This window comes from Streptomyces sp. 11x1, assembly GCF_032598905.1.
Taxonomy (GTDB): Bacteria; Actinomycetota; Actinomycetes; order Streptomycetales; family Streptomycetaceae; genus Streptomyces.
Genome location: NZ_CP122458.1, coordinates 819,818 through 839,104 on the forward strand (window position 1 = coordinate 819,818; position 19,287 = coordinate 839,104).

17 protein-coding genes are annotated in these 19,287 nt (G+C 72.5%); 13 read left to right on the plus strand and 4 right to left on the minus strand.

Going from position 1 to position 19,287, the window contains the following annotated elements; genetic code table 11:
- The first annotated feature begins 2 nt into the window (after positions 1-2).
- Together P8T65_RS03990 and P8T65_RS03995 are read left to right on the plus strand one after the other, a co-directional pair.
- Positions 3-881, plus strand: coding sequence for an STM4011 family radical SAM protein (locus P8T65_RS03990; protein WP_316731469.1), 879 nt, complete (start codon positions 3-5; stop codon positions 879-881).
- Positions 878-1,627: an alpha/beta fold hydrolase gene (locus P8T65_RS03995; protein ID WP_316724017.1), complete on the plus strand. Its 750-nt coding sequence runs from the start codon at positions 878-880 to the stop codon at positions 1,625-1,627. The genes P8T65_RS03990 and P8T65_RS03995 overlap by 4 nt, the downstream gene beginning before the upstream one ends.
- A gap of 23 nt (positions 1,628-1,650) precedes the next feature.
- Here P8T65_RS03995 and P8T65_RS04000 read toward each other — a convergent pair whose 3' ends face one another.
- On the minus strand, positions 1,651-2,373 hold the full coding sequence (locus P8T65_RS04000; RefSeq protein WP_316724018.1) for a response regulator: 723 nt from the start codon (positions 2,371-2,373) through the stop codon (positions 1,651-1,653).
- Complete coding sequence (locus P8T65_RS04005) at positions 2,370-4,013, minus strand: ATP-binding protein (RefSeq protein ID WP_316731470.1); 1,644 nt, start codon at positions 4,011-4,013, stop codon at positions 2,370-2,372. Before P8T65_RS04005 ends, P8T65_RS04000 begins: the two co-directional genes overlap by 4 nt.
- A gap of 474 nt (positions 4,014-4,487) precedes the next feature.
- Here P8T65_RS04005 and P8T65_RS04010 point away from each other — a divergent pair, with 474 nt between their 5' ends.
- Genes P8T65_RS04010 through P8T65_RS04020 form a run of 3 tightly spaced genes read left to right on the plus strand, consistent with a single transcriptional unit; the run spans position 4,488 to position 7,520 of the window.
- Entirely contained in the window at positions 4,488-5,477 is a 990-nt protein-coding gene (locus tag P8T65_RS04010; protein ID WP_316731471.1) for a tripartite tricarboxylate transporter substrate binding protein, read from the plus strand.
- Positions 5,474-6,019 carry a tripartite tricarboxylate transporter TctB family protein gene (locus tag P8T65_RS04015; protein WP_316724019.1) on the plus strand — a complete coding sequence of 182 codons (546 nt, stop codon included), beginning with the start codon at positions 5,474-5,476 and terminating at the stop codon, positions 6,017-6,019. Before P8T65_RS04010 ends, P8T65_RS04015 begins: the two co-directional genes overlap by 4 nt.
- A gap of 1 nt (position 6,020) precedes the next feature.
- Positions 6,021-7,520 carry a tripartite tricarboxylate transporter permease gene (locus P8T65_RS04020; RefSeq protein ID WP_316724020.1) on the plus strand — a complete coding sequence of 500 codons (1,500 nt, stop codon included), beginning with the start codon at positions 6,021-6,023 and terminating at the stop codon, positions 7,518-7,520.
- 15 nt (positions 7,521-7,535) lie between these two features.
- On the opposite strand, the gene P8T65_RS04025 is transcribed toward P8T65_RS04020, so the two are convergent.
- A complete protein-coding gene (locus tag P8T65_RS04025; protein WP_316724021.1) occupies positions 7,536-8,060 on the minus strand; it encodes a hypothetical protein in 525 nt (174 codons plus the stop codon).
- Positions 8,061-8,374: 314 nt separating this feature from the next.
- Between P8T65_RS04025 and P8T65_RS04030 the strand changes: the two genes are divergently transcribed.
- Both P8T65_RS04030 and P8T65_RS04035 read left to right on the plus strand, forming a co-directional pair.
- A complete protein-coding gene (locus tag P8T65_RS04030) occupies positions 8,375-10,297 on the plus strand; it encodes an AMP-dependent synthetase/ligase (protein ID WP_316724022.1) in 1,923 nt (640 codons plus the stop codon).
- 157 nt (positions 10,298-10,454) lie between these two features.
- The gene (locus P8T65_RS04035) at positions 10,455-11,702 is read left to right on the plus strand and encodes a DUF4032 domain-containing protein (RefSeq protein WP_316724023.1); all 1,248 of its coding nucleotides are present in this window, start codon (positions 10,455-10,457) and stop codon (positions 11,700-11,702) included.
- Between the two features lie 58 nt (positions 11,703-11,760).
- Here the strand turns inward: P8T65_RS04035 and P8T65_RS04040 are convergent, their stop codons facing one another.
- Entirely contained in the window at positions 11,761-12,633 is an 873-nt protein-coding gene (locus tag P8T65_RS04040; protein WP_316724024.1) for a universal stress protein, read from the minus strand.
- 57 nt (positions 12,634-12,690) lie between these two features.
- On the opposite strand from P8T65_RS04040, the gene P8T65_RS04045 reads away from it, so the two are divergent.
- The 6 genes from P8T65_RS04045 to P8T65_RS04070 all read left to right on the plus strand — a co-directional run bounded on the left by P8T65_RS04045 (position 12,691) and on the right by P8T65_RS04070 (position 19,269).
- Positions 12,691-13,047, plus strand: coding sequence for a VOC family protein (locus tag P8T65_RS04045; protein WP_316724025.1), 357 nt, complete (start codon positions 12,691-12,693; stop codon positions 13,045-13,047).
- A 96-nt stretch (positions 13,048-13,143) separates the two neighbouring features.
- Positions 13,144-14,820 carry an FAD-dependent oxidoreductase gene (locus tag P8T65_RS04050; RefSeq protein ID WP_316724026.1) on the plus strand — a complete coding sequence of 559 codons (1,677 nt, stop codon included), beginning with the start codon at positions 13,144-13,146 and terminating at the stop codon, positions 14,818-14,820.
- A 19-nt stretch (positions 14,821-14,839) separates the two neighbouring features.
- The gene (locus P8T65_RS04055; protein WP_316724027.1) at positions 14,840-16,324 is read left to right on the plus strand and encodes an ATP-binding protein; all 1,485 of its coding nucleotides are present in this window, start codon (positions 14,840-14,842) and stop codon (positions 16,322-16,324) included.
- Complete coding sequence (locus tag P8T65_RS04060; RefSeq protein WP_316724028.1) at positions 16,321-16,671, plus strand: UBP-type zinc finger domain-containing protein; 351 nt, start codon at positions 16,321-16,323, stop codon at positions 16,669-16,671. Before P8T65_RS04055 ends, P8T65_RS04060 begins: the two co-directional genes overlap by 4 nt.
- Positions 16,672-16,965: 294 nt before the next feature.
- Complete coding sequence (locus tag P8T65_RS04065; RefSeq protein ID WP_316731472.1) at positions 16,966-17,961, plus strand: pyridoxal-phosphate dependent enzyme; 996 nt, start codon at positions 16,966-16,968, stop codon at positions 17,959-17,961.
- An 84-nt stretch (positions 17,962-18,045) separates the two neighbouring features.
- Positions 18,046-19,269, plus strand: coding sequence for a 4-hydroxybenzoate 3-monooxygenase (locus P8T65_RS04070; RefSeq protein ID WP_316724029.1), 1,224 nt, complete (start codon positions 18,046-18,048; stop codon positions 19,267-19,269).
- The last annotated feature ends 18 nt before the right edge of the window (positions 19,270-19,287 follow it).

Below are 19,287 nucleotides of genomic sequence, written 5' to 3' on the forward strand. Positions count from 1 at the left end.
CCGTGGACCTGACGATCCTCTACCGGGGCCCGCTCGCCTCCTGCGACTACGACTGCCCCTACTGCCCGTTCGCCAAGCGGCGTGACTCGACGGACCGGCTGCGGGCCGACCGCGCGGCCCTGGAGCGTTTCACCGCCTGGGCCCGGGAACAGACCGGCGACCGGCTCTCGGTGCTGTTCACACCGTGGGGCGAGGGGCTGGTGCGGTCCTGGTACCGCAGGGCCCTGGTCGAGCTCTCCCACGAGCCGCACATCGACCGGGTGGCGATCCAGACGAACCTGAGCTGCCGCACGGAATGGCTGACGGAGGCCGACCCGGACACGGTGGCCCTGTGGTGCACCTACCACCCCGGACAGACACCGTACGAGAGGTTCCTCGGCAAGGCCCTCCGGCTGGCCGGGGCGGGGATCCGCTTCAGCGTGGGGATCGTCGGCCTGCCGGAGCATCTGGAGCACGCCAGGCGGTTGCGCGGGGAGCTGCCGGAGCAGGTGTATCTGTGGGTGAACGCCGCCGAGGGACACACCTACACCGACGAGGAGGCGGCGCTCTGGACCGAGTTGGACCCCCTGTTCCCGTTCAGCCGCCACCCGCACCGCTCGGCGGGCCGCGCCTGCCGCACCGGTTCCACGGTGGTGTCGGTGGACGGGGAGGGGACGGTCCGGCGCTGCCACTTCGTGAAGACCGAGCTGGGCAATCTCTACGACGGCTCCTTCCGCGCCGCGTTGGCGCCCCGCCCCTGCCCGTTGTCCGTCTGCGACTGCCACATCGGCTACGTCCACCTCGAAACGCTCCCCCTGTACGACGTGTTCGCGGGCGGCGTCCTGGAGCGCGTACCGACGCCGGCGGCGCGGCCCGGAGTCCGAAAGCGAGTGAGCCCATGACCTCAGCGGTCAACAGTGGTCCGTGGCTGCGGCGTTACCGGCCCGCGCCCGAGGCGGCCGTACGGCTGCTGTGTCTGCCGCACGCGGGTGGCTCGGCGAGCGCCTACCACCCCATGGCGCTGGCGCTCGCCCCGGCGGCCGATGTGCTGGCCGCGCAGTACCCGGGGCGTCAGGACCGCTACGCCGAGCCGCCGTCGGAGAGTGTCCGGGAGCTGGCCGAGCGGATCGTCGAGGCCGTCACCGGCGACGACGACCGGCCGCTCGCCCTCTTCGGGCACAGCATGGGTGCGGTGGTCGCCCACGAGGCGGCGCTGGCCCTGGAGGCGGCCGGCCGGGTCCCGGTGCGACTGTTCGTCTCTGGGCGGCGCGCACCCTCCGTACGTCGGCCGGGTCGCGCGCTGCACCTCGGCAGCGACGCCGAACTGCTCCGGGCGGTGCGCCGGTTGGGCGGCACCGACGGGCAGGTCTTCGAGGACGAGGAGCTGGTGCGGCTGGTGCTGCCCGCGCTGCGCGGCGACCACAAGGCGCTGGAGACGTACGAGCCGCGCCCCGGCGACCGGCTGTCCTGCCCGGTCACCGTCCTCACCGGCGACGCCGACCCGGTGACTCCGGTGGCGGACGCGCGGGCCTGGAGCGGCCACACCGACGGACCGACCGAGCTGTGTGTGTTCCCCGGCGGCCACTTCTACCTCAACGACCGGCCGCGGGAGGTCGTCGACGTCGTACGCCGCCATCTGGGGCTGTAGGCCGGGGGTGGCGGGGCGAGCCCTCACACCCGCCAGCTGTAGCGCCGTTCCGGGCGTCCGGCCACGCCGTAGCGCAGGGAGACGTCCGCGCTGCCGGTGCCGTGGAAGTACTCCAGGTAGCGGCGGGCGCTGACCCGGGAGATGCCGGTGAGGGTGGCGCACTCGGTGGCGGAGAGGGTGCCGTCGGCGGCGCGCAGGGTGGCCTCGATCAGCTCGGCGGTCTCCACGCTCATGCCCTTGGGCAGGGCACCGGCCGTCGACGCCGGCACGGTGGCTCCGGCGAGGACCCGGTCGACGTCGGCCTGGCCCCGGACGACGGTGGTGAGCAGCCGGCCGCGCTGGGCGGCGTACCGCTGGAGCCGGGAGCGCAGCTCTTCGAACTCGAAGGGCTTGAGGAGGTAGTCGACGACGCCGTGGCGGACCGCGCCGCGCACGCTGTCGGCCTCCCGGGCGGCGCTGATGACCATGACGTCGCAGTCGTGTCCGGCGGTGCGCAGCCGGGGTATGACGTCGAGGCCGAAGCCGTCGGGGAGGTAGAGGTCGAGGAGGACCAGGTCGGGGCGGAGTTCGTCGACGGCGGCGACGGCCTGTTCGCCGGTGCTGGCGACGCCGACCACGTGGAACGGCTCGACGCGTTCGACGAAGGTGCGGTGGACCCGGGCCACCATGAAGTCGTCGTCGACCACGAGCACGTCGATGGTGCCGGGCGGGCTGCTCGTACCGGACGGTCTGCTCGTGCCGGTCATGGTGTCGCTCCTTCCGCCACCGCGTCGGCGAGGTGGCTGACGGTCATGCGGGCGGTGAACATGGCCCCGTCGGGGGTGTTGGTCACCGAGACCTCACCGCCGTGTCGTTCGCAGACCAGGCGGGTGAGGGCCAGGCCGATACCGCGTTCGCCTTCCCGCGCGGCCTTGGTGGTGAAACCGTGGGAGAAGACCTCACGGGCGAGTTCGGGGGCCACCCCGGGGCCCGAGTCGCGGACGACGATCTCCACGCTGGAGGCGTCCTGGCGCAGTTCCACCTCGACCCAGGCCTCGCGCGCGTGGGCGCCGGCCCAGCGGTCGGGGTCGTCGGGCGCGGTAGGAGTGGCGGCCGCGTCCACGGCGTTGTCGACGAGGTTGCCGACGACGGTCGCCACGTCGGCGGCGTCCTCGGGGGCCAGCCGGTCGAGGTTGGTGGCGTCCGAGATCCGCAGGGTGACCCGGCGTTCGGCGGCCAGCGAGGTCTTCGCCGTGAGCAGGGCGGCGACGGCGGTGTCGCGGACGCGGCGGCTGAGGGTGACGTCGAGGGAGTGGCGGTGCCGGCTCAGCGCCCGGATGTAGTGCACGACCTCGTCCTGCTCGCCGATCTGGATGAGCCCGGAGATGGTGTGCAGTTGGTTGGCGAACTCGTGGGCCTGGGCGCGCAGCAGCTCGGAGGAGCTGCGGAAGGAGCCGATCTCGCGTTCGAGGCGGGCCAGCTCGGTGCGGTCCCGGAGCGTGGTGACGGAGCCGAGGTGGCGGCCGTCCTTGGTGACGGTCATCCGGTTCATCACCAGGACCCGGCCCCGGCGGATCACGACCTCGTCGCGCTGGTGGGGTGCCTCCGCCTGGGCCCCGGCCAGGACGTCCCGCAGCCGTCCCTCCACCCCGAGGTCGGCGAGGCTCTTGCCGACGCAGTCCTCCGGCAGGTCCAGCAGGCGCCGGCCCATCTCGTTGACGAGGGTGAGCCGGTGGTGGGGGTCGAGGGCGATCACGCCCTCGGCGATGCCGTAGAGCATGGCCTCGCGGTGTTCGGCGAGGCCGGCGATCTCCTGCGGCTCCAGGCCGAGGGTCTGCCGTTTGACGCGGCGGGCGAGCAGCCAGGAGCCGACGAGGCCGAGGCCGCTGGCGATGCCGAGGTAGGCGAGGAGGTAGGAGGAGGCGCCGCTGAGACGCTGCCACACGGTCGGGGAAGCCTCGCCGATCATGACCGTGCCCAGCAGCAGGCCGAGGTTGTCGTTGGTCGTCGCGCCGAGCACGGGGACCTGGGCCACGAGCTCGCGGCTGCCGTCCAGGGTCAGTGAGCCGGACCAGCCGCGGCCCGCGAGGGCGCCCTCGCCCACCGGCAGCGGGTCGCCGATCGCGGTGGGGTCGGTGGAGCTGACGATCCGGCCGTCGGCGTCGGCGACGGTGACCGAGGTGACCCCGGACTGGGTCTGGGTGGAGTTCACCAGGGGCGCCAGCGCCTCGTGCGCGACGGGCCGTGCGAGGCGGTCGCGGACCAGCGGGTTGGCGGCGAGCTGCTCGGCGAGCGCGGTGACCCGGCGGCCCTCGACCCGGTTGAAGGTCGCCGCCGACTGCGTGAGCGAGACCGCCGCGACCGCCAGCAGCACCACCACGACGATGGCGAGCTGGAGGACCAGCATCTCGCCTGCGAGGGTATGGCGACGGAACACCACGACGGACTCTTCTCTCTGCCGACGCCGTCCCGGGCGCCGCTCCTGATCTGTACCGGACGCCGCGCGGGGCGTCTGACTCCTGTTCGTGCCGGACGCCGAGTCGGGCGTCCAGCTCCTGTCTGTACCGGAAGCCGAGTCGGGCGTCCCGCTCCTGTCTGCGTCGACGCCACGTCCGGCGTTTCACTCTTCCCGGTCCGGCACCACGCCGGGCGGTCCGCGGCTCGGGTGCCGCCCTGTGCGGTGGGTCGCACAATCATGGCGCCCGGGTGCGATCCGGGAAAGGGAGGTGCGGGGGACGTGCCCATAAGGTGACAGGGGCCGTGACCACTACGACCACAACCTTCGTTGCTTCCGCAAGGGCGTCAGGGCCCTCCCACGCGGGCACGATGTGGCCCAGGTCACCTCCCCCCTCATCGACCCGACCGACAGGTGGTGGCATTCGTGCAACTGCGCACCCCGCTCGCCCTGCTCGGGGCGGCCGTGCTCGTGCTCGTGGGACCGCCGCTGCTGTCCACCGGCGACGACACCGGCACCGGCTCCGGCACCCAGATCCCCGGCCTGCGCTTCATGGTGCCGAACACACCGGGCGGCGGCTACGACATCACGGCACGGACGGCCGCGAAGAACGCGGAGGACGCCGGGCTCACCCACAACATCGAGGTGTTCAACCTGCCGGGTGCCGGTGGCACGGTCGGCCTGAGCCGGCTGGTGAGCGAGCACGGCAACGGCCGGCTCGCGATGTCGATGGGGCTCGGTGTCGTCGGCGCCGTCCGCTCCAACGACGCGCCGAAGACCCTCGCCGACACCACCCCGATCGCCCGCCTCACCGAGGAACAGGACGTCGTGGTGGTGGCCAAGGACTCCCCGTACAAGACGATCGACGACCTCGTCGGGGCCTGGAAGGACGACCCGGGCAAACTGCCGGTGGGCGGCGGTTCGGCACCGGGCGGCCCCGACCACCTGGCGCCGATGCTGATGGCACAGGCCGCCGGGATCGCGCCGAAGGACGTCAACTACATCCCCTTCGACGGCGGCGGTGAGCTGCTCGCCTCGATCCTGGGCGACAAGGTCGCCTTCGGCGTGTCCGGAGTCGGTGAGTACCTGGACCAGATCAAGGCGGGCGAGCTGCGGCTGCTCGCGGTGACCGGCCCCGAACGCGTGCGCGGGCTGGACGCGCCGACCCTCCAGGAGGCCGGCTACGACGTGAACTTCACCAACTGGCGCGGCATCGTCGCCCCGCCCGGCCTCACCGACGCCGAGCGCGACAAGCTCACCCGGCTGATCGAGGAGTTGCACGATTCGCCGGAGTGGCGGCAGTCCCTGAAACAGAACGGCTGGGACGACGCGTTCCTCACCGGCGACGCGTTCGGCGACTTCCTGGACGCCCAGGACAGGCGCGTGGTGTCGGTGCTGAAGGAGCTGGGACTGTGACGACGCGGACGGACTCCACCGGCACTCCCCCGACACCCGCCGACGAGCGACGCTCCTGGCTGCGCGACCACTCCGAGCTCGGCGTCTGCGTCCTGCTGCTGGCGCTCGGCGTCCTCGTCCTGACCGACGCGCTCACCATGGACGTCGACATCGCCCAGCGCGGTCCCGTCGGGCCGCGGACCGTGCCGATCGTGGTCGGCGCCGGTCTGCTGCTGATCGCCGCGCTGCTCGCGGTGGACGTGCTGCGCGGCGGCCGGGGCCAGGCCGAGGCCGGCGAGGACATCGATCTGTCCGAGCCGGCCGACTGGCGCACGGTGCTGCTGCTGGCCGGGGTGTTCCTCGGCACGGCGGTCCTGATCGAGCCGCTGGGCTTCCCCATATCCGGCGCCCTGCTGTTCTGGGGCGCGGCGTACGCCCTCGGCAGTCGCCGCCTGGACCGTGACCCGCTCATCGCGGCCGTCATCTCCCTGGTCACGTACGCCGTGTTCGACAAGCTGCTCGGAGTGCCGCTGCCCGGTGGCCCGCTGATGGGAGTGCTGTGACATGGACGCCTTCAGCTCCCTCCTCGACGGCTTCGGTACGGCCCTGACACCGGTCAACCTGCTGTGGGCCGCGATCGGCGTCCTGCTGGGCACCGCGATCGGGGTGCTGCCGGGGATCGGGCCCGCCATGGCGGTGGCGCTGCTGCTGCCGGTGACGTACGGGCTGAACCCGGTCGGCGCGTTCATCATGTTCGCGGGCATCTACTACGGGGCGATGTTCGGCGGTTCCACCACGTCGATCCTCCTCAACACGCCCGGGGAGAGCGCGGCCGTGGTCGCCGCCATGGAAGGCAACCCCATGGCCAAGTCCGGGCGCGGCGCGCAGGCGCTGGCGGCGGCCGCCATCGGGCACTTCGCGGGCGGCATGGTCGGCACGGTCCTGCTGGTGGCCCTGGCGCCGAAGGTCGCCGAGCTGGCCGTGGACATCGGCGCCCCGGACTACTTCGCGATCATGGTGCTGGCGTTCATCGCGGTGACGTCCGTGCTGGGCTCGTCCCGCATCCGGGGCCTCGCCTCCCTGCTGATCGGCCTCACGATCGGTCTGGTGGGCCTGGACCAGATGACCGGCCAGCAACGTCTGACCTTCGGCTCGCTCCAGCTCGCCGACGGTGTGGACGTGGTGATCGTCGCGGTGGGTCTGTTCGCCATCGGGGAGGCCCTGTGGGTGGCGGCGCATCTGCGGCGCAGTCCGCCGCAGCCCATCCCGGTGGGCCGGCCGTGGCTCGGCCGCTCCGATGTGCGGCGGACCTGGAAGTCCTGGGTGCGGGGCCCGTTCATCGGCTTCCCGTTCGGCGCGATCCCTGCGGGCGGCGCGGAGATCCCCCCCTTCCTGTCGTACGTCACCGAGAAACGGCTGTCGAAGCACCAGGACGAGTGGGGCAAGGGCGCCATCGAGGGCGTCGCCGGCCCGGAGTCGGCGGCGTCGGCCTCGGCGGCGGGCACCCTCGTCTCCATGCTGACCCTCGGCCTGCCGACCACGGCGGTCGCGGCGGTCATGCTGGCGGCGTTCCAGCAGTACGGCATCCAGCCGGGCCCGCTGCTGTTCGAACGGGAGCCGGACCTGGTGTGGGGCCTGATCGCCTCGCTCTTCGTCGGCATGGTCCTGCTGCTGGCGCTCAACCTGCCGCTGGCCCCGCTGTGGGCGAAGCTGCTGCGCATCCCGCGGCCCTACCTCTACGCGGGGATCCTGTTCTTCGCGGCGGTCGGCGCGTACGCGGTCGGCGGTGAGGTGATCGACCTGGTGATCCTGCTGGTCATCGGTCTGATCGGATTCGGCATGCGCCGTTACGGTCTGCCGGTGCTGCCCGCCGTCATCGGCGTGATCCTCGGCCCGGGCGCCGAGCAGCAGCTGCGCCGGGCCCTGCAGATCAGCGACGGCAGCGTCACCGGCCTGGTGAACACGCCGTTCTCGGTGACCGTGTACGTGATCATCGCGCTCCTGCTGGCCTGGCCGCTGCTGAAGCGGCTGGTCACGCGGAGGCGCGATGCCGAGGCCGGGTGACCGGCGGCCGGGCGCTCAGCTCGCGCCCCGCTCCGCCTCCTCGTGCAGGAAGGCGCTGATCTGGCCCGCGAGGTCCGCCCGGCCCGGGCCGCCCGCCGGGTCGAGGAGGTCCTCGTCGACGCCGATGCCACCGGACCACAGGTACCGCTCGGTCCACTCCTCGTCCGCGCGCAGCTGGACCTGGATGTCGAACTGGGAGAGGTGGGCCTCCGGGGCGGCCGCGTACAGGACGGAGGTGGCGCGGCGCAGCGGGTACAGGTCGAAGCCCTCGATGAACCGGGAGTTGCGCCAGTCGAGGAAGGCGCTCTCGCCGTCGGGGCCGGTCCGGATGTCGAGCTGGCCGTCCTCCAGGTGCAGGCCGACGTGGTCACCGCCCCGGTTCTCCACGGTCACGCGGAACCGGAAGTACGTGAGGCCCTCGGCGGCGTCGTCGCGCCCCCGCGGGGGCTCCGCGCACTCCACTCCGTGGACGCGCACACGCAGGCCGGCCAGATCGCCGTCGTACTCCTGCCAGTCCCCGATCACGTTGGGCTCGCGCACCGTCCACCTCTCCACATCGGCGGGACACCTCCCGCGTTCGCGCGCACCACAGTGCCACACCCGTCGGACGTCCGGATCCGGGGCATCATCGCCGGTCAGAGGTGATCAAGGCGTGGGCAGCGACGATTCCCGGGAGGGCGCCACGAAGGAGGTCCGCCACGTGCCGCACATCACGTTCACGGCTCACTGTGCGGATACGCGGGGGCCGACTTGCCGATTCCCCGAGCGGGCTCCGGCACAGTGCGCTACGTTCGATCACCGCCGGTTGGCGCACCGTCGGCGAGGTCGCGTGCAGGGAAGGTTCTGAGCGTCGCATGGGCAACTTCGGCATCGCTCCGTCGACGGGCCCGGTCATGACCGGAGGGCTGGCCGATTCGCTGTTCGAGACGGCGCACCGCGATCCCGCGCTGCCTCAGCTCGCGCGCCGTGACAGCGCCTCACCCGACACCTGGACACGGGTGAGTGCGGCCGAGGCACGGGACGAAGTGGCCGATCTGGCCAAGGGGTTGATCGCGTCCGGGATCCGGCCGGGCAACCGGGTGGCCGTGATGGCGCGGACCCGGTACGAGTGGACGGTGCTCGCCGTCGCGCTGTGGGCCGTGGGCGCCGAGATCGTGCCGGTCTGTCCGACGTCGTCGCGCGACCAGATCGAGTGGATCCTGCGGGACGCGGCCTGTGTGGGCGTGGTCGTCGAGGACGAGTTGGGCGTGATGACCGTCGGTTCGGTGTGCGCCAAGCTGCCGCTGCTGCGGTACGTCTGGCAGCTGGACGCCGAGTCCCTGCCGCAGTTGGTCGAGGCGGGCCGGGACGTACCGGACGCGACGGTGGACTCGCTGCGCCGTATCGTCATGCCGGACTCCACCGCCGTCATCGCGTACACCTCCGGCACGACCGGCCGGCCCCGGGGCTGCGCGCTCTCCCACCGCAGTCTCGCCAGTCCCTGCGACGCGCTGCTCGCCGGCTGGCGGCACACGGCGGCGGCGCCCGGTGAACAGCCCGCGATCCTGGCCTTCCTGCCGTTCTCGCACGTCTACGGCCTGATGATCCAGGGGATGTGTCTGCGCGGCGGGCTGCTCCTCGGGCACGAGCCGGAGTTCGACGAGGAGGCGCTGTCCGCCGCGCTGCGCTCGTTCCGGCCGACGTTCCTCTACGGTGTCCCGTACCTCTTCGAGCGGATCCACAAGAACTTCCTGCGCAAGGCCCAACAGGCGGGCCGGGGGCCGCTGTTCGAACGCGCGGTGCGTACGGCGCAGGACTACGCCTTCGCCGTCGAGCGGCAGCGGCTGGGCACCGGTCCCGGGCCCGCGATGGATCTCAAGCTGCAACACGCCTTCTACGAGAAGACCGTGTACCGCAAACTGCGCGCGACGCTGGGCGGCCGGGTGCGCGGCGGCTGTTCGGGCGGCTCCCCCCTCAACCGCGACCTGACGCTGTTCTACGCGGGTATCGGCATCCTCGTGCACGACGGGTACGGCCTGACCGAGACCGCCGGGGGCATCACCGCCCAGCCGGTGGGCCGGGAGAAGTTCGGCACCGTGGGCCGTCCGCTGCCGGGCACGGAGATCCGGGTCGCGCGAGACGGGGAGATCCTGGTCAACGGGCCCTCGGTGTTCCAGGGGTACGTCAACGACGAGGCGGGCACCCGGGCCGCGCTCCAGGACGGCTGGCTGGCCACGGGGGACATCGGGCGGCTGGACTCCGAGGGCTATCTGTCGATCACCGGTCGCAAGAAGGAGATCATCATCACCAGCGGGGGCAAGGGGGTGGCCCCCGCGCCGCTGGAGGAGCAGCTGCGGACGCATCCGCTGATCCACCAGGCGGTCGTCGTCGGGGACAACCGGCCCTGCGTGGGTGCCCTGCTGACGCTGGACCCGGAGTTCCTCGCGCACTGGCGGGGATCGTTGTCCGCGCCGGGCGAGTTGCTGGGCCGGGAGGCGCGGGAGGAGAACGCGCTGCGGCAGGAGGTGCTGCGGGCGATCGCCGCGGCCAACAGCACGGTGTCGCGCTCGGAGTCGATCCGTGTCTACCGCATCCTGCCCGAGCCGTTCGACCTCGCCAACGGGATGCTGACGCCGTCGATGAAGCTGCGCCGGGACACCATCGTGCAGCGGTACGAGGCCGAGATCGAGGCGATGTACGCGACCTCGGCGCGCACCGCCCGCCGTACCCTCTCGGACGAGTTCGCGGGCTGGGACGACTCGGACCCCGACGACGTGTTCCGCCGCGCCCGGCACTGACCGCGGCCGGGCACCACCCGAACGTCCGACCACGGGTCGGGCCGCTGTTGACGAAACGGTGTCTCGGATGCGGAGATGCTCCAGGCGGCAGGCGGGAGACCGCCCCGCCCGGCCGCACTCCGCACCACCGTGACACGAAGGCAGAGGACCGAGACCCATGGCACTGCAGATCAGCGCCACCAACCCCGAACACCCCGCGCTGTTGCTCGAACTGCCGTGGCACCTGCCGCTGGAGGAGTGGCCCGAACACCATCTCGTGCCGCTCCCCCGCGGTATCTCCCGCCACGTGGTGCGCTACGCCCGCGCGGGCGACGAGGTCGTCGCCGTCAAGGAACTGGCCGAGCGACCCGCGCTGCGCGAGTACGAACTGCTGCGCGACCTCGACCGGATCGGCATCCCCGCGGTGGACGCGCTCGGCGTCGTCACCGGCCGTCTCGACGAGGCGGGCGACCCGTTGGAGCCGGTGCTGATCACCCGGCACCTGGGCGGTTCGATGCCGTACCGCTCGATGTTCGAGACGACCATGCGCCCGGCCACCATGCACCGGCTGATGGACGCCCTCGCCGTCCTGCTGGTGCGGCTGCACCTGGCCGGGTTCGCGTGGGGCGACTGCTCACTGTCCAACACGCTGTTCCGGCGGGACGCGGGCGCGTACGCGGCGTACCTGGTGGACGCCGAGACGGGCGATCTGCACGCGCGGCTGAGCACCGGGCAGCGGGAGTACGACCTCGATCTGGCCCGGGTCAACATCAGCGGCGAGCTGCTGGACCTGGAGGCGTCCGGGGCACTGCACCCGTCGGTGGACCCGATCGACTTCGGCAACGAGATCTGTTCCCGCTACCACCGGCTCTGGAAGGAGCTGACCCGCAGGTCGGTGTACCCGGCCGGGAAGTACCACTACATCGAGCGCCGGATCCGCCGTCTCAACGACCTCGGTTTCGACGTCGCCGAGATGCAGATCGAGCACGCCGACAACGGCGACACGGTGACCTTCGTGCCCAAGGTCGTCGACGCGGGCCACCACCAGCGGCAGCTGCTGCGGCTGACCGGTCTGGACACGGAGGAGAACCAGGCCCGGCGGCTGCTCACCGACCTGGAGAGCTGGATGGCCACCCAGGACGACTACGCCCCGGACGACCCCCTCGGCGCCCGTCCCGAGGTGCTGGCCCACCGCTGGGTGCGGGAGGTGTTCCGGCCGACCGTGCGGGCCGTCCCGCTCGAACTGCGCGGCTCGATGGACCCCGCGGAGATCTACCACCAGCTCCTCGAACACCGCTGGTACCTGTCCGAGCGGGCCCAGCACGACATCGGTCTGGACACGGCGGTGAAGGACTACATCGACAACGTCCTGCCGAAGACCCTGGCGCTGCTGCCGCCGAAGGCCGACGACGTCATCGCCGACTGAGCCGCCGGGCGCCCGGGGCCGGTGGCACCGGGCGCCGGCCGTGGGTCGCCGGGGCGGGTCACCTGTGGGGGACGACCGCCACCGGGCAGTGCGCGTGGTGCAGGACGCCGTGGGCGACCGACCCGATGCGGGCGCCGACGGCCGTACGGCGGGCGCGGCGCCCGACGACCACCAGTTGGGCCCGCTGGGCCACGGACAGCAGCACCTGCCCGGCGCTGCCCATCTCGACGTGCTGGGTGACCCGCACCCCGGGGAACCGCTCCTGCCACGGCTCCAGTGCGGCGGCCAGCGCCTTCTTCTCGTAGGGCTCAAGCCCGCCGGCCTCGTCGAGGAGCTTCAGCGAGCCGGGGCTGTACGCGTACAGCGGGGGCAGCGTCCACGCCCGCACCGCGCGCAGGGACGCCCCGCGCGCGGCGGCCGTCTCGAAGGCGAACCGGAGCGTGTCGGCGCTGTCCTCCGGCGTGCCCTGCTGGCCGACGACGACCTCGCGTCCGGCGGCCTCGGTGCTCGGGGTGTCCTCGGCGCGCACCAGCACAACGGGACGCGGTGACTCGACGATCACCTGCTGTCCGACCGAGCCCAGCAGGAAGCCGACCACCGTGCCGTGCCCGCGCGAGCCCAGCACCAGGGTCTCGGCGTGCTCGGCGGCGCCGACCAGCGTCTCGACCGGCGGGCCCTCCACGAGGTCCGCGGTCACCTCCAGCTCCGGGTGCCGTTCGGCGACCCCCCGCGCGGTCTCGGCGAGGGCCTCGCCGGCCCACCGCGCCTGTCCGTCCCGGTCCACGGTGATCGCCTCGTGCGGCTCCCACCGCCACGCGTGCACCACCCGCAGCGCCAGGCCCCGGCGTACGGCCTCCCGGCCGGCCCACGCCAGTGCGGCGAGGCTCTCGGGGGTACCGTCCACTGCGGCGGTGATCGGGCGCGTCGTCATCGGCCACCTCTCGGTTGTCACATGGCTGACGGCTCCAGTCTTCACTACGCTCGCCGCATGACCTTGCAGTGGGAGCAGGTGCTGGTGGACGCGGCCGATCCGGCGGCGCTGGGCCGCTGGTGGGCACAGGCGCTCGGGTGGGTGGCGGTCGACGAGTCCCCCGACGAGTACGAGATCCGTACGGCCCCGGACCGTCTGCCCGGCCTCCTGTTCGGGCGCGCCCCCGACCCGAAGAACGGCAAGAACCGCCTCCACCTGGATTTCCGCCCGGACGACCAGGAGGCGGAGGTCACCCGCCTCCTCGCCCTCGGGGCCCGGCACGCGGACATCGGGCAGACCGGTGACGAGCCCTGGGTCGTGCTCCAGGACCCGGAGGGCAACGAGTTCTGCGTGCTGGCCCCGCGCCGGACCTGACGGCGCCCTCGGGCCCCGGACCGTGGCTGCGCGGAAGCCGCGCGCAGCGGCACGGTCGAACATACGATGGGCCCATTGGTCTCGGGGTGGAGGAGTATGACTCAGGCTGTCGGTCCCGCGCGGAACGTGATCCTCACGGTGGATGACGATCCCGGGGTCTCCCGTGCGGTGGCGAGGGATCTGCGCCGCAGGTACGGCGAGTCGTACCGGATCGTGCGGGCGGAGACCGGGCAGGCCGCGCTGGAGGCCCTGCGGGAGCTGAAGCTGCGCGGCGACCAGGTGGCGGTGATCCTGGCCGACTACCGCATGCCGGAGATGAACGGCATCGAGTTCCTGGAACAGGCCCTGGACGTCCATCCGGGCGCGCGGCGGGTCCTGCTCACCGCGTACGCCGACACCGGCGCGGCGATCGACGCGATCAACGTCATCGACCTCGACCACTATCTGCTCAAGCCCTGGGACCCGCCGGAGGAGAAGCTCTATCCGGTCCTGGACGACCTGCTCCAGGCCTGGCGGGCCACCGACCGTACCCGCGCGGGCACGACGAAGGTGGTCGGGCACCGCTGGTCGGCGCGGTCGTCGGGCGTACGGGAGTTCCTGGCGCGCAACCAGGTGCCGTACCGCTGGTTCTCGTCGGACGAGCCGGAGGGACGGCGGCTGCTCGCGGCGGCCGGGGCGGACGGCACACGGCTGCCGCTGGTCGTCACCCCGGACGGTACGCCGCTGGTGGCGCCGGAGGACCCGGAGCTGGCGGAGAAGGTGGGGCTGGCGACCACACCGGCCCAGGAGTTCTACGACCTGGTCGTCATCGGCGGCGGACCCGCAGGGCTCGGCGCCGCCGTGTACGGCGCCTCGGAGGGACTGCGGACGCTGCTGGTCGAGCGGTCGGCCACGGGCGGCCAGGCGGGCCAGAGCTCACGGATCGAGAACTACCTCGGGTTCCCCGACGGGGTGTCCGGCGGTCAGCTCACCGGCCGGGCGCGCCGTCAGGCCACCAAGTTCGGCGCGGAGATCCTCACCGCCCGTGAGGCGAGCGGGCTGGAGGTGAACGGGGCGGCGCGGACCGTCCGGTTCTCCGACGGCTCGACGGTCGCCGCGCACAGCGTGATCCTCGCGACCGGCGTGTCGTACCGGCAGCTCGCCGCGCCGGGCTGCGCGGACCTCACCGGCTGCGGGGTGTTCTACGGTTCCGCCCTGACCGAGGCGGCCGGCTGCCAGGGGCACGACGTGTACATCGTGGGCGGCGCCAACTCGGCCGGGCAGGCGGCGATGTACCTGTCCCGGGGCGCCAAGTCGGTCACCCTCCTCGTGCGCGGCGAGTCGCTGACCGCGTCCATGTCGCACTATCTGATCCAGCAGCTCGCCGAGGCCCCCAACATCTTCGTGCGCCCCGGCACGGTCGTGGAGGCCGCGCACGGCACGAACCAGCTGGAGCAGCTGACGCTGAAGGACGTGGCGAGCGGGCGTGAGGAACTCGTCGACGCGCAGTGGCTGTTCGTGTTCATCGGCGCCGAGCCCCACACCGACTGGCTGGAGGGGACCGTGCTGCGCGACGAGCGCGGGTTCATCGTGGCCGGGCCGGACATGACCCCGGACGGGGGCCCGCCGGCGGGCTGGGAGCTGGACCGGCCGCCGTACCACCTGGAGACCAATGTCCCCGGGGTGTTCGTCGCCGGGGACGCGCGGTCAGAGTCCGCGAAGCGGGTCGCGTCGGCCGTAGGAGAGGGAGCGATGGCCGTGATGCTGGTGCACAGGTATCTGGAGCAGTCATGACATTCGCCGGGGTGTCGTCGTGAGCGGGCAGCCGTCGCCGTGCGACCGGGCCGAGCTGGGCCGTCTGTTCCTGTTCGAGAAGCTGGACGACGAGCAGTTGGACCGGCTGTGCCGCGAGGGCCGGGTGGAGCGGTTCGAGCCGGGTCACGTCTACCGGGAGGGCGAGCCGGCCACCTGTTTCTTCGTGCTCCTGGAGGGCACGGTGGTGCTGTCGCGGCAGGTCGGCGACGACGACGTGGAGGTCAGCCGCAGCTCCCAGGTCGGGGTGTACGCGGGCGCCTTCCAGGCGTATCTCGGGGACCAGGCGGACCAGGCCCGTTACAAGGGCTCCATGCGGGTCACCGTCCCCTCGCGCTTCTACGTCCTGCCCGCGGCGGCCTTCGCGCAGATCATGCGTGACTGGTTCCCCATGGCGGTCCATCTGCTGGAGGGGCTGTTCTTCGGGAGCCAGAACACCCAGCGGACCATCAACCAGCGGGAACGGCTGCTGGCGCTGGGCTCGTTGTCGGCCGGGCTGACACACGAGCTGAACAACCCGGCCGCGGCGGCCGTCCGGGCGACCTCGGCGTTGAGGGAGCGGGTGGCCGGGATGCGGCACAAGCTCGGGGCGATCGCCGCAGGCCCGTACAAGCGGGCGATGCTGGAGTCGCTGGTCGATCTGCAGGAGCGGACGGCCGAGCAGGTCGCGAAAGCGACGCCGCTCAGTCCGCTGGAGGCCTCCGACCGGGAGGACGAGCTGACGGACTGGCTCGACGACCACGGGATCGCGGGCGGCTGGCAGCTCGCGCCGAACTTCGTGCAGGCCGGACTCGACACCGCGTGGCTGGACCAGGTCGCCGAGGCCGTGGACGAGCACACCCTCGAAGGCGCGGTGCGCTGGCTCAACTACACCGTCGAGACCGAGCTGTTGATGAACGAGATCGAGGACTCCACGGCCCGTGTCACCCAGCTCGTCGACGCGGCGAAGCAGTACTCGCAGCTCGACCGCGCGCCCTACCAGAACGCCGACGTCCACGAACTCCTCGACAGCACCCTGCTGATGCTGTCCGGGAAGATCGGCGACCGCATCGAGGTGGTGAAGGAGTACGACCGCTCGCTGCCGCGCATCCCCGCGTATCCGGGCGAGCTGAACCAGGTGTGGACGAACCTGATCGACAACGCGGTCGCCGCGATCAACGACACCGGTGGCGCGGGCACGTTGACGGTGCGGACGGCACTGGACCACCGCGATCAGGTCCTGATCGAGTTCCGTGACACGGGCCCCGGCATCCCGGCGGAGATCAAGGGCCGGATCTTCGACCCCTTCTTCACGACCAAGCCGGTGGGGCAGGGCACCGGGCTCGGCCTCGACATCTCCTGGCGCATCGTCGTCAACAAGCACCACGGACACATCGAGGTCCACTCCCGGCCGGGGGAGACCCGTTTCCAGGTCCTCCTGCCGCTGACGGCACCGGCCGCCGACCTGGACGTCACGCTCGCCGACGACCCCGAGGAGACCCCATGACCCTGCCCGCCGGAATCGACCCCACCGTTCCGCCGAGCGGCGACGGGTGCGTGGAGTGCGAGGAGGCCGGCGGCTGGTGGTTCCACCTGCGGCGCTGCGCCCAGTGCGGCCATGTCGGCTGCTGCGACTCCTCCCCGGCCCAGCACGCCACGGCCCACGCGGGAGCCACCGGGCATCCCTTCGTCCAGAGTTACGAGCCGGGCGAGTCGTGGTTCTGGAACTACGAGACGGACGAGATGTACGAGTCGGGGCCGGACCTCGCGCCGCCCCTCAGCCATCCGGAGGGACAGCCGTCGCCGGGCCCCGCGGGGCGCGTCCCGCGGGACTGGACGTCGGCGCTACGGTGAGCCCAGCGGGGGAGCGCGGGGATTCGGGTGCGGGGTGCGTTGTCGACTGCGGGCCCGGTGGGGCTTCTCGCGCAGTTCCCCGCGCCCCTGAAACCAACGGCCCTACGGGCCTGCAGGACCAGGCCCTGCGGGCCTGAAATGCAACGGTCCGGCGGGGATGAAAGGCACGGGGCGCAGCCCCTGCTTTTCAGGGGCGCCGGGAACTGCGCGAGAAGCCCCACTCACCCGCACCCGACGACGCACCCGCACCCACACCCCAGGCACCCCCACCCCACCGAACGGAGTGACATCGTGTTGATCGGGATCGGCGAGATCCAGGACGCCGCCCAGCGGATCGCCGCCCATGTCGTGCGGACGCCCACCGTGCCGAGCCCGGGGCTGTCCGCGCTCCTCGGCGCCCCGGTGACCACGAAGCTGGAACTGCTGCAGCGCACCGGCTCGTTCAAGGCGCGCGGCGCGACGGCGAAGCTGCTGACGCTCTCGGAGGCGGAGCAGGCCGCCGGGGTCGTGGCGGTCAGCGGTGGCAACCACGGCATCGCGCTGGCGCACATGGCCGCCGCCCTGCACATCAAGGCGACCGTGGTGATGTCCAGGTCCGCGCCCCGGCGGGCCGCCGACCTCGTCGAGGCCGCCGGCGCCTCGCTGCGGCTCACCGACGGGATGGCGGAGGCGTTCGCGCTCACCGAGCGGCTCCGGTCGGAGGGCCTCACCCTCGTCCACCCGTTCGACGACCCGTTGGTGATCGCCGGGCAGGGCACCGTGGGCCTGGAGTTCGCCGAGGACCTCGGGAACTCCGGGGCGACGGCGGCCACCGGGGACGCCGGCGCGCCCACGGACGTGCTCGTCAGCATCGGTGGCGGCGGTCTCGTCGCCGGTGTCGCCGCCGCCTTCAGGGCGCTGCTGCCGGGCGTCCGGGTCTGGGGCGTGGAAACCGTCGGGGCCACGGCGATGGCCGACGCGATCGCGGCGGGCGGGCCCGTGACCGTCCCTCTCTCCTCGGTCGTCACCACGCTCAGCGCCCCGTCCGTCTCCCGGCTCACCTACGACCATGTGACCGCCCTCGTCGAGGACGTCCTCGTGGTCTCCGACGCCGAGGCGGTGCAAGGGGTCCTGGACTTCGCCGAACACGGCAAGGTGTGGACGGAGCCGGCCGCCGGCTGTCTGCTGCCCGCCGCCCGGCAGGTCCTCGACCGCGTCGGCGACGGCGCCCGGCTGGGCCTCGTGGTCTGCGGTGGGAACGCGACGACGGCCGACGTCGCGGAGTGGGCCCGCCGGTTCGAACTGAGGTGACGGGGAACCCCGCCCCCGACTCCCATACCTCGCGCCGCACTTGAGGACAGCCCCCGGTCTCCGGTCACCCGGCATAATGCTCGGGTGACCACCCCCACTCCCCTCCCGGGTCCGCACCCGCCCGAGCGCACCCCCGTCGTCATCGTCGGCGCCGGACCGGCCGGGCTCACCGTCGGCAACATCCTGCGCGCCGCCTCCGTGGACTGCGTGGTACTGGAGACCGAGAGCCGCGAGTACATCGAGGGGCGGCCCCGGGCCGGGTTCCTGGAGGAGTGGGCGGTGCGCGCGCTGGAGCGGCGCGGACTGGCCGGACGGCTCCTGGAACGGGCCCCGGTGCACACGGAGTTCGAGTTCCGTTTCGCGGGCGGGCGGCAGCGCTTCCCGTACACGGAGATCACCGGTCATCACCACTTTGTCTACCCGCAGCCGCTGCTCGTGACGGATCTGGTCAGGGAGTACGCGGACGTCCGGGGCGGTGACATCCGGTTCGGCGTGCACGAGGTCGCGCTGCACGACATCGACGGCGAGCGCCCGTCCGTGTCGTACCTGGACCCGGCGACCGGTGAACGGCACGTCCTCGCCTGCGAGTTCGTCGTCGGCTGTGACGGCGCCCGAGGTGTCACGCGGACCGCCCTGCCGGCCGAGCACGCCACGGTCGCCCGGCACGACCACGGGGTCGGCTGGCTGGCGCTGCTCGCGGAGGCACCCCCGTCGTCCGACTGCGTCGTCCTCGGTGTGCATCCCCGGGGCTTCGCCGGGCACATGGCGCGCGGCCCCGAGGTCACCCGCTACTACCTGGAGGTCCCGGCCGGCGACGACCCGGCGAACTGGCCGGACGACCGGGTCTGGTCGGAGCTGCACACCCGCCTCGCTGCGCCCGGCGCCCGGCCACTCACCGAGGGCCCGCTGGTCGAGAAGCGGGTGCTCGAGATGCACAACTACGTCACCGAGCCGATGACGTACGGCCGGCTGTACCTCGCCGGTGACGCCGCGCACCTCGTCGCACCCATCGCCGCGAAAGGCATGAACCTGGCCCTGTACGACGCCCTGCTGCTGGCGGACGCCCTGAGCGCCCGCCTCCGCACGGGCGACGACCGTGGGCTGCGCGGCTATTCGGACGCCTGCCTGCGCCGGGTCTGGCACTACCAGGAGTTCTCGCAGTGGCTGGCGGAGCTGCTGCACGGGCCGTCGTCCGGCGACCCGTTCCGGGCCGGTGCCGCCACCGCGAGGCTCCGCCGGGTGCTCGGCTCTCCCGCCGCCGCGTCCACCTTCGCGGAGCTGTTCATCGGCAAGGGAACCGATCACTGATCCCGAGCGGTCGTCGGG

Coding starts and splice junctions, on each gene's coding strand:
- P8T65_RS04005 (WP_316731470.1), bottom strand. CDS start 4,013: ATGCTGGTCCTCCAGCTCGCCATCGTCGTGGTGGTGCTGCTGGCGGTC.
- P8T65_RS04035 (WP_316724023.1), top strand. CDS start 10,455: ATGGCACTGCAGATCAGCGCCACCAACCCCGAACACCCCGCGCTGTTG.
- P8T65_RS04060 (WP_316724028.1), top strand. CDS start 16,321: ATGACCCTGCCCGCCGGAATCGACCCCACCGTTCCGCCGAGCGGCGAC.
- P8T65_RS04040 (WP_316724024.1), bottom strand. CDS start 12,633: ATGACGACGCGCCCGATCACCGCCGCAGTGGACGGTACCCCCGAGAGC.
- P8T65_RS03995 (WP_316724017.1), top strand. CDS start 878: ATGACCTCAGCGGTCAACAGTGGTCCGTGGCTGCGGCGTTACCGGCCC.
- P8T65_RS04020 (WP_316724020.1), top strand. CDS start 6,021: ATGGACGCCTTCAGCTCCCTCCTCGACGGCTTCGGTACGGCCCTGACA.
- P8T65_RS04045 (WP_316724025.1), top strand. CDS start 12,691: ATGACCTTGCAGTGGGAGCAGGTGCTGGTGGACGCGGCCGATCCGGCG.
- P8T65_RS04000 (WP_316724018.1), bottom strand. CDS start 2,373: ATGACCGGCACGAGCAGACCGTCCGGTACGAGCAGCCCGCCCGGCACC.
- P8T65_RS04050 (WP_316724026.1), top strand. CDS start 13,144: ATGACTCAGGCTGTCGGTCCCGCGCGGAACGTGATCCTCACGGTGGAT.
- P8T65_RS04030 (WP_316724022.1), top strand. CDS start 8,375: ATGGGCAACTTCGGCATCGCTCCGTCGACGGGCCCGGTCATGACCGGA.